Below are 17,077 nucleotides of genomic sequence, written 5' to 3'. Positions count from 1 at the left end.
AATTAAAAAGAAAATTATGAAAAAGTTCGTATTGACATTATTAGCCTCAGTGCTGATAGGAACAAGTGTTAACGCTCAGGAAGCGAAGTGTGGCTCTTGCAAGAAGCAGGATAAGGCTCAGCACAAGACTGAGATGATGGCCCAGAAGCTCGGTTTGGATGAGGCTCAGAAAGCCAAGGTTCTGGAACTCAACAAGAATTTTGAATTGAAGCTGCAGTCTGCAGTCTGCGAAGGCAAGCACGCTGAGAAGAAAGATTGCTGCGGCAAGGGTGAGCATAAGAATGAAGGCACTTGCAAGAAAGATGAGAAGAAGCAAGATGGCTGCTGCGACAAGAAAGACGAACAGAAGAAAGACGGTTGCTGCGATAAGAAGGTAGAGACCGAGAAGAAGTGCTCCAAGGAAAATCATGCCGCCGGCGAAGGCCACTGCAAGAAGCAGCAGGGCCAGCATCATCACAAGAAGATGTGTCCCAAGAAGATGAAGCAGCTGCACGAAGAATATATGAAGGAACTTCAGACCATCCTGAATGCTGAGCAGATTGCCAAACTGAAGGAAAACTGCAAAAGCTGCGACCACCACAAGAAGGAAGAGCAGAAGTGTGAAAAGTAATCACCATGCCATCATGAATATGGCTTGACTCATTAATCATACATTAAGACTTACAGCCTCAGGACACCTGTTGTCCTGAGGTTTTTTCATAGATGTATGTATCATTGCTTACCAGAACACCATGCTGAGATGGACGGAAAACGTGGAGAACGAACAAAAAAACATGGCATTATTTCTCCATGCCTCAATTTTTGACTACCTTTGCATGTATCATAATAATAACAATCATAAGAATGAATAAGAACTTATTTATTTCCATGGCAGCAATTGCCTTGATGACAAGCTGTAGTTCCACCCAGAAGATGGCGTCAGTGGCTGATTTGTCTGGCGAATGGACGATAGAACGTATCAACGGTAGTGCAATAGACAAAAAAGCCGGAGATGAGATACCCTTCTTAGGGTTTAACACCAAGGACAAGCGAGTTTATGGTAACACGGGGTGCAACAGCCTTACAGGTCTGCTCAAGACAAAGAACAACAAAATAGACCTCAGTGGTATGGGATGCACGCTCATGATGTGCGCCGATATGATCAATGAGCAGAAGGTATTGAAGGCTCTGGACAAGGTGAAGCGATTTGACGTCAACAACGATGGAGAGTTGGTGCTGACAGATAATGCCAATAGCGAGATATTTTTGTTGAAAAAGAAAAAGTAATAAGTTATGAATAGAGCTCAACTTACAGCACAGATTGCCAAAAAAGCTGGAGTATCCAAAGCCCAGGCCGGCAAACTTCTGAACACAGTATTAGGCTGTATAGCCGACAACATCTGCGAGGGAGACGGCGAGGTAGCCATTCCCGATTTCGGCCGTTTCTATATCAAGAGCTGCCAGGCACGTACAGGTTTCAATCCCAACACCAAAGAGCGTATTGAAATCGAAGCCCATGACAAAATTGCCTTTAAGGCTTCTGAAAACATGGCCATTTACAGTCGCAAGCATTCTGCAGAGTAATCCGCAAGGTGTATATTAAATGGAAAAGTCGCTTATCTTGCTTGTAGATAAGCGACTTTTATCATTTGTCAAGTTTATAGAAATCTATAAGGGTCCTATCCTTTGATTTCTCGTTCTTGCCTATTTCTTGGTCAGCGACTTCAGCCACTTCATAGGCTTTTTGAGCAAGCCGGAAATACCCGAAGCATCTTTCTTCTCAGTTTTTGCACGCTCCTGGCGAGCTGGAGTTGTCATCTGCGGTTTTGCATTCACAGTTCCGTCTTTCTTCACAGAGTTTGGACGACGATGCTTTGGCTTGTTATACTTTTTATCCTTGGGTTTGTCGCTCTTGTCTCTTGCCTTGTCACCCTTGACCTTTGCCTTGTCGCCTTTATCCTGCTGGTTGACGGGCTTGTCCATAGCTGGCTTGCTGGGCTTGTTGTCAGGGTTGCGTCTTCTTCTGTTTTTGCCATTATCTCCCTTGTCGGCAGACTTCTGCTTTTCCTTGACTTCGTTAGACTGTCTGTTCTGCTCCTTGCCACTTTCAGAGTCCTTGCGAGGCTTGTGCTTATGGGCATTCTGGTCTCTGCTCTTGCGGCGAATTGATTTGGCCTTAGCCTTGACCACCTTGTATTCAGGACCTTCCATACCTTCAGGAAGAGGATTTTTCTCAACTTCTTTTTCGAGGAACTTCTCTATGTCTTTGAAGGCGGCGATATCCAGATCGCTGACAAAAGTAATGGCGGCACCATCACGGTCTGCACGCGCGGTACGACCAATACGGTGTACATAGTCTTCTGCATCGTGGGGCACATCATAATTGATGACCATAGCGATGTCGTCGATATCTATTCCGCGTGCCACAATATCGGTAGCCACGAGCACATCTATCTGTCCGCTCTTAAATTTGAACATGATATCGTCACGCTCAGCCTGCGAAAGGTCTGAGTGCATCTCTCCCACAGAAATCTTGGCCTTGGTCAAGGCGCGACTTACTTCCTTTACCTTGGTCTTCTTTCCGCAGAAGATTATCACGCGCTTCAGTTCATCCTGCTTGAACAGCCATTTGATAATCGATATCTTCTGGGGCTCGTAACACAGGTAAGCGCTCTGCTTGATTTTCTCAGCCGGTTTGCTTACGGCGAGTTTTATGACCACAGGGTCTTTCAGCAGAGTCTTTGCCAGGTCCTCTATCTTCTTCGGCATGGTGGCCGAGAACATAATTACCTGGCAGTCCTTTGGCAACAGCTTGGCTATGGTCAGAATATCTTCCGAAAAGCCCATATCCAACATTCTGTCGGCTTCATCAAGGATGAAGAATGACGTCTTGCTCAAATCTACATTACCTATATTAATATGGCTGATAAATCGTCCGGGAGTTGCGATTACGACGTCAGCGCCCATACGCATACCCTTGGTTTCCTGGTCAAAACGGTTACCGTCGTTGCCACCATATACAGGCACGCTACTTACTCCGTTGAGATAGTATCCGAATCCTTGGAATGCCTGGTCTATCTGTTGCGCCAGCTCGCGGGTCGGCGACATGATGACACAATTGATGGAGTCCTTGGGATAGCCTCCGCTATCCAACTTGGAGAGTATGGGCAGCAGATAGGCTGCCGTCTTTCCGGTTCCAGTCTGTGCTACTCCCAGCACATCACGGCCTTTGAGTATTTCAGGAATACAGTTTTCCTGAACAGGAGTACACTCTTCGAAATGCATATCATAGAGTGCATCCAGTACGTTGTCATTTAAATCTAATTCGTCAAAATACATATTCTACTAACTTAATGGCTTACAGCCAATGTAATACTAATTGGGAGCCTGTCGATAGCAATAATAAGCTACACAGGCAAATATAACATTAGGAATCCATGCCGCCAGGAACGGTGGGAATCCAGCGTTGATTGCAAATGTTGAAGATACGGTCTGCAGCATAATGTAGGTGAAACTCAGAGCCAGACCTATACCCAAATACAAGCCCATACCGCCCTTTCGCTTGCGTGATGACAATGAGAATCCAATGATTGTCAGGATAAATGACGCAAACGATGACGCTATTCGTTTATGATATTCCACCTGGTATTGCACCACATTGCCACTACCACGGTCTATCTGCTTGGAGATGTAGTCTTTCAGTTCCGGACTGGTAAACGTCTCCTGCTGGCCCTTTGAGTAGACCAGGTCGGTAGGCTCCATCTGTATCAGCGTATCAAGTTTAGTGCCACTCGTAATACGCTCTTTGAGGCCTTTGAGCTGTCTTATTTTCCAGTTGCTGGCTGTCCAGTGGAACTTTGAATCAGAGATGGTGTCATATTGTATCTCCATAGCTGTCAGGTGACTTACCAGCTTCTTGTTTTCGAACTTGTCCAAAGAGAAACCGTAACCTTTCTTCTGGTTGTTGTCATAGTGCTGTATGTAGGCGATAATGCCCTTACCCACCTGCAGCTGCACGTTCTCGGCCGAGGTGTTCTTGGTGCGGTTTTTGTATTTTGCCTCAAAGTTCTGTCTGATTACCGTACCATGGGGGATGACATAGGCACTGAGATAATAAGACAGCATGGCAATAAGCACACAGGAGAACATATAGGGACGCAGCAGACGCTTGAAGGATACACCAGCCGCCAACATCGCTACAATCTCCGAATTGCTTGTCAGTTTAGATGTAAAGAATATTACGGCGATGAAGACAAACAACGGGCTGAACAGATTAGAGAAATAAGGAACGAAGTTGACATAATAGTCAAAGACAATGGCTTCGAGCGGAGCATGGAAACGGCTGAATTTCTCCAGGTTCTCGTTGACGTCAAAGACGATTGCCAACGAGATTATCAGCGCGATGGCAAATACATAAGTACCAATAAACTTACGGACAATATACCAGTCGAGTCGCTTCAGATAATTGGATGGACTGAGAAAACGCAGCCACTTCAATTGCCTGTACACTTTATGCAGCACATTGCGCACGCCAGCGGTGTGGTCGTATAGCCATTTGATAAGTCTATGCATCCACACTGGATGGGTGCTTATCCATCTGGCTATCTTATAGCGCGTAAAGTGACGTCTTAAATCTCTAATGTTAGCCATATCAGATTCTCCTTCCTAACTGTTCTACTATGCTGTTCTTCCACTGCATGAAATCACCTTGTTCGATATGCTTGCGGGCATCGGTGACCAGACGAAGATAGAATGCCAAGTTGTGGATACTTGCTATCTGCATAGCCAACAGCTCCTGAGCCTTAAACAGATGGTGAAGGTAGGCCTTGGTATACACCAGGTCGGTTTCGCAACCGTCAGGGTCAATGGGGCTGAAGTCCATTTCCCATTTCTTGTTGCGCATGTTCATCGTACCCTGGTAGGTGAAGAGCATGGCATTGCGACCGTTGCGCGTAGGCATTACGCAGTCAAACATATCCACGCCTCGGGCGATGGCTTCCAGTATGTTTTCGGGCGTACCCACACCCATGAGGTATCGGGGCTTGGCCTTGGGCAGAATGTCATTGACCACCTCTATCATCTCATACATTACCTCCTTGGGCTCTCCTACTGCCAGACCGCCGATGGCATTGCCGTCGGCACCTTTGTCAGCCACAAACTTGGCAGCTTCACGACGCAGGTCCTTGTAGGTACATCCCTGAACAATGGGGAACAGGCTCTGCTTGTAGCCATACAGGGGCTCGGTTTCCTCGAAGCGTTTGATACAGCGGTCCAGCCATCTGTGGGTAAGGCCGAGGCTTTTCTTGGCGTAGGCATAGTCGCTCTTTCCAGGAGGACACTCATCGAGCGCCATCATGATGTCGGCACCAATCACGCGTTCAGTGTCCATCACATTTTCAGGAGTGAAGATATGCTTGGAGCCATCGATATGAGAACGGAACTCGCAACCCTCTTCACGCAGTTGTCTTATACCGGTCAGAGAGAAGACCTGGAAACCGCCACTGTCGGTAAGGATAGGTTTCTCCCATCCGTTGAAACCGTGCAGACCACCAGCCTTACGGAGCACCTCAAGTCCAGGTCTGAGATACAGATGATAGGTGTTGCCAAGGATAATCTGGGCCTTCACCTGTTGGCGAAGCTCTTCAAAATGCACCCCCTTGACAGTGCCACACGTACCTACCGGCATGAATATCGGGGTTTTTATCTGGCCGTGGTCGGTGGTTATGATACCCGTGCGAGCATCACTGTATGTATCTGTATGTTGTAGTTCAAACGTCATTTCTTTATCGTCTTCGTTATTTCTCTTTCTTGTCTTCTTCTATATCAAAGTGTACCGCATTGGCTACCTTCTCATCCAGCAAGGCATAGTCCCACACATCCTGAATATTCTCCACATAGTGGAAGTTTACTCCTTCAAGATACATGCCGGGTATCTCTTCGATATCCTTGCGGTTGTCCGCACACATCAGTATATCTGTAATTCCCGCACGCTTGGCTGCCAGGATTTTCTCCTTGATGCCACCAACTGGCAGCACCTTGCCTCTCAGAGTAATCTCGCCTGTCATGGCTGTGTTCTTTCTTACCTTGCGCTGGGTGATGGCCGAAGCTATCGAGGTAGCGATGGTGATACCAGCCGATGGGCCGTCTTTGGGCGTAGCGCCCTCTGGCACATGGATATGCATATTGTACTGGTCGAATATGCGGTAGTCTACATTCAGGCGTTCAGCATGGGCCTTGACATATTCAAGTGCAATGACGGCACTTTCCTTCATGACATCACCCAGATTACCTGTCAGGGTGAGCTTGCCTGCCCTACCCTTGCTGAGCGATGTTTCGATGAAGAGTATTTCGCCTCCCACGCTTGTCCAGGCCAGTCCTGTCACCACTCCAGCATAGGTATTGCCCTGATAGATGTCGCGATAGAACGGTGGCTTGCCCAACAGGCCTTCCAGTTCTTTGGGTGTCACCTTCTTCAATGGCAGAGAGCCTTCTTTAGCCATCTGATATGCCATCTTGCGCAGAGACTTGTTGATCTGCTTTTCCAACTGGCGCACACCGCTTTCGCGTGTATATCGCTCGATGATGGTTTCGAGGGCAGCCTTGGTGAAGGTAGGTTTCTCGCCGACCTTGACGAAACCATTATTTTCCAGTTCGCGGGGAACCAGGTGGCGCTTGGCTATCTCTATTTTTTCCTCGGTGATATATCCGCTCACCTCTATGATTTCCATACGGTCGAGCAGAGGACGGGGAATGGTGTTCAGCTCATTGGCTGTGGCTATAAACATGGCTTTGGACAGGTCGTAATCGACATCGAGATAATTGTCGTGGAAAGCCGTGTTCTGTTCAGGGTCAAGCACCTCAAGCAGAGCCGACGAGGGGTCGCCATTGTGCGTGTTCTGTGTAATCTTGTCAATCTCGTCGAGGATGAAGACGGGGTTGGAAGAACCTGCCTTCTGGATGCTCTTGATGATACGGCCGGGCATGGCACCGATATACGTACGGCGGTGACCTCTGATTTCAGACTCGTCATGGAGTCCGCCCAGTGACACGCGCACATACTTGCGGCGCAAGGCCGAAGCGATGCTCTTGCCAAGACTGGTCTTGCCCACACCGGGAGGACCGTAAAGGCAGATGATGGGCGACTTGAGGTCACCTCTTAATTTAAGCACGGCAATATACTCGAGGATGCGCTCTTTCACTTTCTCCATGCCATAGTGGTCATGGTCGAGAATGCGCTGCGCACGCTTGAGGTCCAGGTCGTCCTGGGTGTACTCGCCCCAAGGCAGAGACACATAGGTCTGCAGGTAGTTGAGTTGCACACTGTAGTCAGGACTTTGGGGGTTAAGTATGTCGAGTTTTTCCAGCTCTTTCTCAAAAACTTTAGCCACTTCGCTCGACCATTTCTTATTGCGGGCTTTCTCTTCGAGCTCTCTCTTCTCGGGCGAGCCTTCGCCACGGCCCAGCTCTTCCTTGATGTTCTTGATCTGCTGCTGCAGGAAGTACTCGCGCTGCTGTTCGTCGAGCTCTTCACGCGTCTTCATACGAATCTGATTGCGCAACTGCAGGAACTGCAGCTCGCGGTTGAGCAGGCGCAAGGTGTTGAGCGCACGGTCCATCAGGTTACTCTCCTCGAGAAGCTCCATCTTGTCTTTTACCGAGAACGGCAGAGCCGTGCAGAGGAAGTTCAGACTGATTATGGGATTATGGATGTTGTCAATAGAGAACACCATCTCGTCTGCCAGCTCGTCATTCTTATGGATAAACTCCTTTGAGGCAGCCACCAGGTCTATCATGGCAGTATTGAATGCCTTGTCGTTGACATCGGGCATGATTTCCGAGCGTTCTGACACGGCGCCACAGAGATAGGGACGCGTCTTCTCGATGCTGTCCAGGTGACAACGGCCCATCATTTGGAAGATGGCGGTACAGTTTTCACTGCCAGGAAGCTCGATGCGTCTTACCAGTTTGGCATAACAGCCATAGTGATAGAGGTCTTCCTCGCGAGGATGCTCTATATCAGGGTTCTTCTGTGAGAAGATGGCTATGAGTGTGCCGGGGTTCTTATCCAGATAGTTGAGGAGGTTTACACTCTGCTCGCGGCCTACGAGAATAGGCGAAATGACGGCAGGGAACATCACCATATTGCGTGTTGCCAGAATTGGAACAACCCCTTCCGGTGTCGTACCATAGAGGTTGGTGATATCTCCATCATACTCTGCTATCATCTGTATTGATGCTTTATTTTTTTCGTCCATTATGGTTCGCTTTCAATTTGAACTGCAAAGTTAGTCATTTTTATTCAATTTAAGGTTATCTCAGTTTCTTATTTTATAATAAGTAACTAAAAACTATTGATATCGTTCAGTTTTAAGAAATCACGCCGTCATGACCGCGCGATTTGAGGACGAGATTGATGCGACTATCTTCCGATCTTAGTAGCGTAGATTATTCATGCGGGCAGAGCCACGAGGGGACTCCCAAAACCATCTTTTGGAATAAAATGACCATTGTGCATAGAAAAAATGGATGAACTTGAAAAGAGAGTCATAATAAATTATTAAATTTGCATCGTCATAGCAACTGCTACTTTGACGCTGAGCGGCACACTTGACACCTACACATCTATTAAAATATGAATTATTGACCTCAATCACATAAACAAGATGAACAAAGACCACGAGAGTATCGCTGCATTCGGTACTAAGAGTTATGTAAAGCACGAGCTGATGGACCTATTGTTCATCACGTTGGGTATTTCCTCCTATGCGTTTGGTTATACTGCATTCATCCTCCCCGAGAAGTTTGTCATGGGTGGCGTGTCGGGTATCTCGGCATTGCTGTATTACGCATTCGACATCCCCACCGCCATCTCTATCTGGGTGTTGAACATCACGCTGCTTCTCATCGGTTTTAGGGCGCTCAACAAGCAGTTTACCATACGTACGATTATCGGCGTCACCATCCTGTCTCTTGTTATCGGAGTCATGCAGCCGTTCTTTGCCCACCACCTTGTCATCACCGTTGGTGAAGACCGCTTCATGCATGTGCTAATAGGTGGAATTCTGGGTGGAGCCGGATTGGGCATTGTGTTCAGCCACAACGGTTCTACGGGCGGCACCGACATCATCGTGGCATGGCTGAACAAGAAATTCAGTTTGAGCTTCGGGCGAGCCATGCAGTTCATTGACTTTACCATCATCAGTTCGTCGTACCTGCTATACCACAGTACCGAAATCATCATCTATGGTATCGCCTTTACGCTCATAGCCAGCGTCACGTGCGACTACATCATCAACGGTACCAGGCAGACGGTGCAATTCCTCATCATTTCCAAGAAATACGAGCAGATTGCTGATACCATCAACAAGGACGTCAATCGCGGCGTCACCCTGCTCCAAGGCACCGGATGGTACTCCAAGCACGATGTGCATGTGCTGATGGTGCTGGCGCGCAAATATGAGTCGCAGGATGTGCTCAACCACATCAAGAGCATAGACCCAGAGGCTCTTATCTCACAAACTTTCTGTCACGGCGTCTTCGGACAGGGATTTGACACTATCAAATAGACGTGTCGTCGACATCCAGGCATAGGCATGCACTATGGTCATTCCTATAGTGCATGCCTATTTTTTTGCCCCATGCGCGTCATCGTCTGCCCAGACCATAGACAGAGTGGTTGCGGGGTGCGAATTAGGAAAATCACGGTTTGAAACGACTGTTTGGAAGCGCGAAATGAATAATTCACAGTTTGAACTCAAGAATTATTTCATCTCGAGCAGGATGACAACTATGAGGAGAGATTATTCTTGATGCACTTGGAATGAATTGGTGTTCCCAGCGATGACAGACTGCAATCGGCGGCTTATAGCGATAGACAGCAAGGGGAAGGAATGGATGGTAAACGAAAAAACTCCGTTCATCATCCTTACGGAATGACAAACGGAGTCTATCTATAAAATCATGAAAGTCTTGTCGCGCATCAACCTCATGCTGTGCTTGGTGCTATGACAGCTGCTGCATCTGTCTGAGCAGCTCTTTCTGGCGTGCATTGAGCCCAGTGGGGAGAGTGACGTTGTAGGTGATAATCAAATCGGAGCGTTGGCCATTGCCCAGGTCATATCCCTTTGCGCGCAGTCTAACCTTGGTACCATTCTGAGTCTCAGCTTTAACCCTCAGTTTGATGCGCGAGCCATCACCCAGTTGGACCATCACCTCGCCGCCAAGCAAGGCTGTGTATAAATCGATGGAAACAGAGGCTTCCATATCCTGTTGCATACCTCCCTGCATAGAAGACTGATGACGGCTATGGAAACCACCACCTCCAAACAGGTTTTCGAAGAAACTGGAGAAGCCATTACCACTTCCACCACCCATACTGCTGAAATCAAAGCCCTCAAATGGACTGCCACTGCTCCAGCCACCAGCTTCCTGCTGGCCGCCAAAGTTGCCAGCCTCGCGCCAATGCTCTCCATACTGGTCGTACTTCTTACGCTTCTCGGGGTCGTTGATTACCTGATACGCCTCGTTGAGCGCCTGGAACTTGGCTTTGGCTTTGGGGTCATCGGGATGCAAGTCCGGATGGAACTGCTTTACCCTCTTGCGGTATGCTGCTTGTACATCTTTTTGTGGGATGTTCTTGTCTACACCTAAAATCTTATAATAATCTACAAATGCCATATTAAAATCCTCCTATCTGCCAACTTTTATTGCAAAAACCATGCCTAACTCGCGATTATTTTGTACTTTTGCAATGCTAATATATAATAAGGTAATATATGAAAAAACTTATAGCAGTTATGGCGTTATTGCTTCCTTTCGGATTGACATACATGGCCAAATCCAAGACGGTCACCATCAAAATTGTTCAAACCAGTGATGTTCACGGCAGCTTCTTCCCCTACGATTACATCAACCGCAGGCCGATGGCTGGGTCGATGGCGCGTGTCAGCAGTTATGTCAAGCAGCTGCGCGAGCAACATGGCGACAATGTGATACTGCTCGACAATGGCGACATACTGCAAGGGCAGCCTATCTCTTACTATTCCAACTACATCGACACTACATCTGAGAATATAGCCGCCTCGGTGGTGAACTACCTCAAGTACGACGCACAGACCATAGGCAACCACGATGTCGAGCCTGGTCATGAGGTGTATGACAAATGGATAAAGGAAGTGAAATGCCCTGTTATTGCAGCCAATATCATCGATACCAATACCGGCAAGCCCTATCTCAAGCCTTATACTATACTTAACCGCGGCGGAGTGAAGATTGCCGTGCTGGGAATGATAACTCCAGCCATCCCCAACTGGCTGACAGAGCGTCTGTGGAGCGGTCTCTCCTTTGTAAATATGGTTACGGCTGCCCGTGAATGGGTGAACTATCTCAAGGCCAATGAAAAGCCTGATGTCATCATCGGTCTCTTTCACAGCGGAAAGGAAGGCGGTATAGTCACCGCCGACTACGAAGAAGATGCTGCATTGAAGGTGGCGCGCGAGGTGGATGGCTTTGACCTCATCCTGTTCGGTCACGACCATACACCTTATGCAGACTATGTCACCAGCGAAAGCGGAAACAAGGTGCTGTGTCTCGACCCTGCCAATGCAGCACGAAAAGTGGCTGAAGCGACCATCACGATAGAAAAAGGCAAAAAGCACTGCAAGAAGTCTGTCGAGGGCCAGCTGGTAGATGTAAGAGACATAGAGGTCGACAAAGAGTATATGGCTCACTTTGAAGAGTGGATTTCCAAAATCAATGCCTTTGTCAACAAAAAGATAGGAACCTTTGCCAATTCGATATCAACACGTGATTGCTACTTTGGTTCAAGTGCCTTCAATGACCTGATACTCAATCTGGAGTTGAAGATTACCGGCGCAGACATAGCCTTCAACGCACCATTGTTGTTTGACGCACAAATCAACAAAGGCGATATCTATGTCAGCGATATGTTCAAGCTGTACAAGTACGAAAACCAGCTGTACGTGATGCGTCTCACGGGCGAAGAGATACGCAAGCATCTCGAGATGAGTTATTCGCTCTGGGTCAACACCATGCAGTCGCCCGACGACCATCTGCTGCTGTTGAATGAATATACCAAAAACGACCAGCAGAGAATGGGGTTCCAGAACTTCTCGTTCAACTTTGACAGTGCAGCCGGTATAGACTACGAGGTAGATGTAACCAAACCTAATGGCCAGAAGGTCACAATCAATCGCATGAGCAATGGACAGCCGTTTGACCCCGAGGCCTGGTATAAGGTAGCTGTAAACAGCTATCGTGGCAATGGTGGCGGCGAGCTGCTCACTCGTGGTGCCGGCATCAGCCACGACAGTCTGGAAAGCAGGATAATCTGGCGCAGCGACAAAGACCAACGCTACTATCTGATGAAGGCCATCGAAAGCGAAGGAACACTTGACCCACAACCCAACAACAACTGGAGATTTGTGCCAGAGCAGCTGGTAAAGCCTGCTGCAAAGCGTGACTACGAGTTGCTGTTCAATCGTAAAAAGTAAGTCGATGAACGATACGTATTGGTTTGTGTTCTGCAAAGATAGCCTGCTGCTGGAACGCAAAGAAGACGGGAGCTACATGATTCCTTGTGGGCCCAAGAGTCCGGTGAAGACCCAACCCTGGACCAATATACTTAATGTTTCGCCCTTTGAAGATGGTCATCAGGTCAAGGCTTTTGCCATCAGCGAACCCATACAGGATGACAGCGGACGCTATGAAATGTGCGGGCTGAGACCATCGTTCTATAAAATTCCCAACGAGTTCTATCTGAAAGCGGGGAAATGTCATGAGCTGCTCTATTGGGACTCAACCACACGCTACTGTGGCTGCTGCGGTTCGCCTATGGCAATGCACACCGACATATCCAAGAAGTGTACGCACTGCGGCAAGGAGATATGGCCGCAGTTGGCCACTGCGATCATCGTGCTGATACACCGCGGTCCCGAGGTGCTGCTGGTACACGCGCGAAACTTCAAGACAGATTTCTACGGGCTGGTGGCAGGATTTGTTGAGACAGGCGAAACGCTCGAAGAAGCCGTACGCCGCGAGGTCATGGAAGAAACCGGGCTTACCATCAAGAACCTTACCTACTGGGCATCACAGCCCTGGCCCTACCCTTGCGGCCTGATGGTGGGCTTCTATGCTGAGTACGAGTCGGGCGACCTGCATCTGCAATACTCGGAGTTGAGTAAAGGTGCGTGGTTCCGCTATGACAAACTCCCACAGATACCAGAAAAACTGTCATTGGCACGAAAACTGATAGACAACTGGCTGCAGAACATAGACAAAGACAAATAGCAAACATATCAACACACATAGTCAAGAAATTTAACAATACAAAGCGATGAAAACTCTGATAGACCGCATCAAGAAAGAGGGTAAGTGTTATCCTGGAGGAATTTTGAAAGTAGACAAGTTTATCAACCATCAGATGGACCCTAATCTTATGAAGCAGGTAGCTGTGGAATTTATACGCCGCTACGCATCCACCGAAATCAACAAGATTATCACCATTGAAGCATCGGGCATCGCTCCGGCTGTAATGATGGGTTTCCTGCTTGACCTGCCGGTGGTATTTGCCAAGAAGAAGAAACCCTCGACAATGGAGGGCCTGCTTTCTACCACCGTGTTCTCCTTTACCAAGCAGAGAGAGTACAACGTAATCATCTCGAAGGAGTATCTCACCGCCGAAGACAAGGTGCTGTTTATTGACGACTTCCTCGCCAATGGCAATGCCGCCAAGGGTATCATCGACCTGTGCAACCAGGCTGGCTGCGAGCTCGTCGGCATGGGTTTCATCATAGAGAAAGCCTTCCAGCATGGTCGCGAAGTCATCGAAGAGGCTGGCGTACGCTGTGAGAGCCTCGCCATCATTGACTCTCTCGACGACTGCCAAATCAAGATACGTGAATAATACGACCAATCATCAATATAAAGGCCATCTATTATGCTGAATAGATGGCCTTTATCATTTCTATAAGTGGGTGACGGGCTTAGAGCATTTCACACTCTCTGAGCCACAGCTCACTCGAAGAATCGCTGGGCATACGCCAGTCTCCTCGGGGGCTCAGGCTGATGCTGCCAACCTTGGGGCCGTCGGGCAGGCACGAGCGCTTGAACTGCTGGGAGAAGAAGCGGCGGAAGAATGTCTTGAGCCAATGCTTGATGACGTCATCGTCGTACTGACCTTCGAAGGCTTTCTGCGCAAGCAGGAAAATCTTCATCGGGCGGAATCCATGACGCATGAAATAATAAAGGAAGAAGTCATGGAGCTCGTAGGGGCCAACCAGGTCCTCTGTCTTCTGCTGAATATTGCCATCCTCGTCGGCAGGAACCAGTTCGGGGCTGATGGGAGTGTCGACCACATCATGGAGAGTGGCAGAGGTGTCGGCATCCATAGTTCCAGCAACAAACTTGACCAGACAAGCAATAAGTGTTTTGGGGATGCTGGCATTGACAGCATACATGCTCATGTGGTCGCCATTGTACGTACACCAACCAAGAGCCAGCTCGGACAGGTCGCCCGTACCGATAACGAGTCCACCCTCCTGATTGCTTACATCCATCAATATCTGGGTACGCTCTCGGGCCTGAGAGTTCTCATAAGTAGTGTCATGAACAGAGATGTCGTGACCGATATCCTCAAAGTGCTGGGTAACGCTCTTGGCAATGCTTATCTCTCGGATGGTGATGCGGAGACTCTGCATGAGCTTGATGGCATTGGTGTAAGTGCGGTCGGTGGTGCCGAAACCGGGCATGGTCACACCGATAATTCCGCTGCTGTCGAGTCCTAACTTGTCGAAAGTCATGGAACATACCAACAATGCCAAAGTGGAATCGAGTCCACCGCTTATGCCGAGGACAACCTTCTGGCAACCGGTGTGAACGAGACGTTTGGCAAGTCCCATAACCTGGATGCTCAGTATTTCCTCGCAACTCTTTTCCATCATATCGGGAGAAGGTATAAAGGGATGGGCGTCGACCGGGCGTTCCAGTACGAAATCCTTGGGCAGGATGGAGTGAGCGTTCTTGAAGATGACGTCTTCGCCTATCATTCGGCGCTGGGCATTGACATAGGTGGTGTTGCCTCGACGCTCTGTCCGCAGGCGTTCAACATCTATCTGAGCTACCTGCATCTGTGGTGTCATCGCAAAGCGCGGCCCGCTCTGCAGCAAATGGCCGTTCTCAAATATCAATGCATTGCCGCCATAGACTACATCCTGGGTGCTTTCGCCAAAGCCGGCACTCGAATAGACATATCCAGTGATGGTGCGTGCGCTCTGTTGAGCCAGCAACTTGCAGAGATAATCGTGCTTGCCAATCAGTTCGTCGCTGGCAGAAAGATTGAAGATGATATCGGCACCTGCCAACGCAAGGTGATTGCTGGGAGGCGTGGGGGCCCAGACATCTTCGCAAATTTCGACACCAAACCTTACGCCATCGCAAGTGACAAAAATCTGCGGCGTGAAGGAGAGGTTAATCTGATTGCCGGCAAAGCGCAGTTCGGTAGTGCGCAGGTCTTGAACAGAAGCAAACCAACGCTTCTCGTAGAACTCGTTGTAGTTGGGCAGATACTCCTTGGCAACGATGCCCAAAATCTGGCCCTTCTGGATGATGGCGGCACAGTTGAGCAGCAAATCGCCAACAGCGATGGGCAGACCCACGATGGAGATGATGTTAAGCTGACGTGTGAAGTCGAGCAACATGAGCATGGCACTCTCTGTGGTTTCGAGCAAGAGGTTCTGCCTGAACAGGTCCTGACATGTATAGCCAGTAAGGGACAATTCGGGGAAAACAATAATCTCCACCCCCTGCCCTTCGGCCAGTATAATCTGTTGTTCTATCTGCTCGACATTGTATTTGCAATCTGCCACCTTTACAGAGGGAACTGCCGAAGCGACTTTTATAAATCCGTAGTTCATAATGTTCTGTTTGTGAATGGTTAAGTTATCTGATAGTTACCTGAGTTGCTCCATAGCCATACTCCTGGAATGATGCATCCTGATACTGGTATCTCTTGTATTTGTAATTGAGCATATTGATGAGGGAATGGCGCAACACGCCCTCGCCTTTGCCATGGATAAAGATAATCTTCTTGCCCTTCTCGGTGCTGTATTTATCCAGCACTTCCTGGAACTTGCCAATCTGATAGTTGAGGATATCGGCATGCGACATGCCAGCAGTGCTGTCGAGAAGAGCGTCAATGTGCAGGTCGACAACCAGCTCGTCGCTATTGCGCGGACGCGGTGCAGACTGTGGCTTGGTGGCAGTATCTTTGCCAGACACCAAACGGGAAGGTTCAACGTTGCCTGCCATCTTGTTCTTCAATTCAGCTGCATCGATATGGAGAGGATGCGCAATCTTGTCGTCCTCAACAATGGTGTACAACAATGCCGGTGTGTCGAAATAAATGGTCTTCTGGAACGAGTGGAGTTTATAGAACTTGACGGGGTCAAGCCTAAGTTGAACCTCAACGACAGGTTTAAGGATGAAAGACTTGTCTCTCTTGTAGGCAAAGAGTTGGAATCCCATCTTGAGAAGGCTGTTGAGCTCTTCTCTTCCTACCTCTTCTATATATAAAGATGTATTGGGCTCGATTTCTCCCTGTGAGTGTAGGGTCCAGGCGTTACCTTCGGCAGTCATGAACGAGTATTGCAGACAATAGTTGCAGTCATTGACCAGGTAGGCTTCAAACCGGGTGGTCGTCATCTCCTTGATATTGAATGGGACAAAGGCAAGATAGCATGAGAGCATGTTTCCGCCTTTGCGCTCTTCGGTTGGCATCTTAAAGGTAACTTCCTTGTCGGCGATGTCGACATCTTCGACATCGGTATCAACATCGGAATCCGTACCATCTGCAAGCAGGGCCTTGACACTCTTGTTGTCTTTAGGCTTGCTTTCGGTCTTGGCAACTACCTTGGCAATGCTATAATCGTCATTGCCAATGACTACTACCTCATTGATGGGGGTTGGAATCTGGAAGCCGTCTTCATCCTCAACGAGGACAATATTCTTACCTTGAAATCCTGCAATGACTCCACCGCCGGTTTCACTGAGGAAGCTAACTTTATCTCCTATTTTCATATCT

Annotated in this window: 14 protein-coding genes; 7 read left to right on the top strand and 7 right to left on the bottom strand. The window is 48.5% G+C overall.

What is annotated here, in order from left to right; genetic code table 11:
* The first annotated feature begins 16 nt into the window (after nt 1-16).
* The 3 genes from CIK94_RS03075 to CIK94_RS03065 all read left to right on the top strand — a co-directional run bounded on the left by CIK94_RS03075 (nt 17) and on the right by CIK94_RS03065 (nt 1,563).
* Nucleotides 17-610, top strand: a complete 594-nt coding sequence (locus CIK94_RS03075) for a hypothetical protein (protein WP_144007788.1) — start codon at nt 17-19, stop codon at nt 608-610.
* A gap of 233 nt (nt 611-843) precedes the next feature.
* Complete coding sequence (locus CIK94_RS03070; protein WP_158216214.1) at nt 844-1,266, top strand: META domain-containing protein; 423 nt, start codon at nt 844-846, stop codon at nt 1,264-1,266.
* A gap of 6 nt (nt 1,267-1,272) precedes the next feature.
* Nucleotides 1,273-1,563 (top strand): HU family DNA-binding protein, encoded by a 291-nt coding sequence (locus CIK94_RS03065; protein ID WP_094421241.1) that lies wholly within the window; start codon nt 1,273-1,275, stop codon nt 1,561-1,563.
* 120 nt (nt 1,564-1,683) lie between these two features.
* Here the strand turns inward: CIK94_RS03065 and CIK94_RS03060 are convergent, their stop codons facing one another.
* From CIK94_RS03060 to lon, 4 genes are read right to left on the bottom strand one after another with little or no spacing between them, the layout of a single operon-like run.
* On the bottom strand, nt 1,684-3,318 hold the full coding sequence (locus CIK94_RS03060; protein ID WP_022310986.1) for a DEAD/DEAH box helicase: 1,635 nt from the start codon (nt 3,316-3,318) through the stop codon (nt 1,684-1,686).
* 36 nt (nt 3,319-3,354) lie between these two features.
* A complete protein-coding gene (locus CIK94_RS03055) occupies nt 3,355-4,629 on the bottom strand; it encodes an LptF/LptG family permease (RefSeq protein ID WP_022310987.1) in 1,275 nt (424 codons plus the stop codon).
* 1 nt (nt 4,630) lies between these two features.
* On the bottom strand, nt 4,631-5,758 hold the full coding sequence (tgt, locus tag CIK94_RS03050) for a tRNA guanosine(34) transglycosylase Tgt (RefSeq protein WP_094421239.1): 1,128 nt from the start codon (nt 5,756-5,758) through the stop codon (nt 4,631-4,633).
* A 16-nt stretch (nt 5,759-5,774) separates the two neighbouring features.
* The gene (gene lon / locus CIK94_RS03045) at nt 5,775-8,234 is read right to left on the bottom strand and encodes an endopeptidase La (RefSeq protein ID WP_094421237.1); all 2,460 of its coding nucleotides are present in this window, start codon (nt 8,232-8,234) and stop codon (nt 5,775-5,777) included.
* A gap of 408 nt (nt 8,235-8,642) precedes the next feature.
* On the opposite strand from lon, the gene CIK94_RS03040 reads away from it, so the two are divergent.
* Complete coding sequence (locus tag CIK94_RS03040; protein ID WP_022310990.1) at nt 8,643-9,545, top strand: YitT family protein; 903 nt, start codon at nt 8,643-8,645, stop codon at nt 9,543-9,545.
* 436 nt (nt 9,546-9,981) lie between these two features.
* Here CIK94_RS03040 and CIK94_RS03035 read toward each other — a convergent pair whose 3' ends face one another.
* Nucleotides 9,982-10,656: a DnaJ domain-containing protein gene (locus tag CIK94_RS03035; protein WP_094388371.1), complete on the bottom strand. Its 675-nt coding sequence runs from the start codon at nt 10,654-10,656 to the stop codon at nt 9,982-9,984.
* Between the two features lie 98 nt (nt 10,657-10,754).
* Here CIK94_RS03035 and CIK94_RS03030 point away from each other — a divergent pair, with 98 nt between their 5' ends.
* From CIK94_RS03030 to xpt, 3 genes are read left to right on the top strand one after another with little or no spacing between them, the layout of a single operon-like run.
* Nucleotides 10,755-12,491, top strand: coding sequence for a bifunctional UDP-sugar hydrolase/5'-nucleotidase (locus CIK94_RS03030; protein WP_094421235.1), 1,737 nt, complete (start codon nt 10,755-10,757; stop codon nt 12,489-12,491).
* Between the two features lie 4 nt (nt 12,492-12,495).
* The gene (nudC, locus tag CIK94_RS03025; protein WP_094386404.1) at nt 12,496-13,287 is read left to right on the top strand and encodes an NAD(+) diphosphatase; all 792 of its coding nucleotides are present in this window, start codon (nt 12,496-12,498) and stop codon (nt 13,285-13,287) included.
* Between the two features lie 46 nt (nt 13,288-13,333).
* Complete coding sequence (gene xpt / locus CIK94_RS03020) at nt 13,334-13,903, top strand: xanthine phosphoribosyltransferase (RefSeq protein WP_094386407.1); 570 nt, start codon at nt 13,334-13,336, stop codon at nt 13,901-13,903.
* 79 nt (nt 13,904-13,982) lie between these two features.
* Here the strand turns inward: xpt and CIK94_RS03015 are convergent, their stop codons facing one another.
* Together CIK94_RS03015 and CIK94_RS03010 are read right to left on the bottom strand one after the other, a co-directional pair.
* On the bottom strand, nt 13,983-15,911 hold the full coding sequence (locus CIK94_RS03015; RefSeq protein ID WP_094421233.1) for an NAD(+) synthase: 1,929 nt from the start codon (nt 15,909-15,911) through the stop codon (nt 13,983-13,985).
* 25 nt (nt 15,912-15,936) lie between these two features.
* Nucleotides 15,937-17,073: a DUF2027 domain-containing protein gene (locus CIK94_RS03010; RefSeq protein WP_094421231.1), complete on the bottom strand. Its 1,137-nt coding sequence runs from the start codon at nt 17,071-17,073 to the stop codon at nt 15,937-15,939.
* Nucleotides 17,074-17,077 lie beyond the last annotated feature (4 nt).

The sequence above is a fragment of the Prevotella sp. P4-51 genome (genome assembly GCF_002251455.1).
Taxonomy (GTDB): Bacteria; Bacteroidota; Bacteroidia; order Bacteroidales; family Bacteroidaceae; genus Prevotella.
Note: the sequence above shows the minus strand (reverse complement) of the source record. Positions and strands in the feature narration are given on the sequence as shown.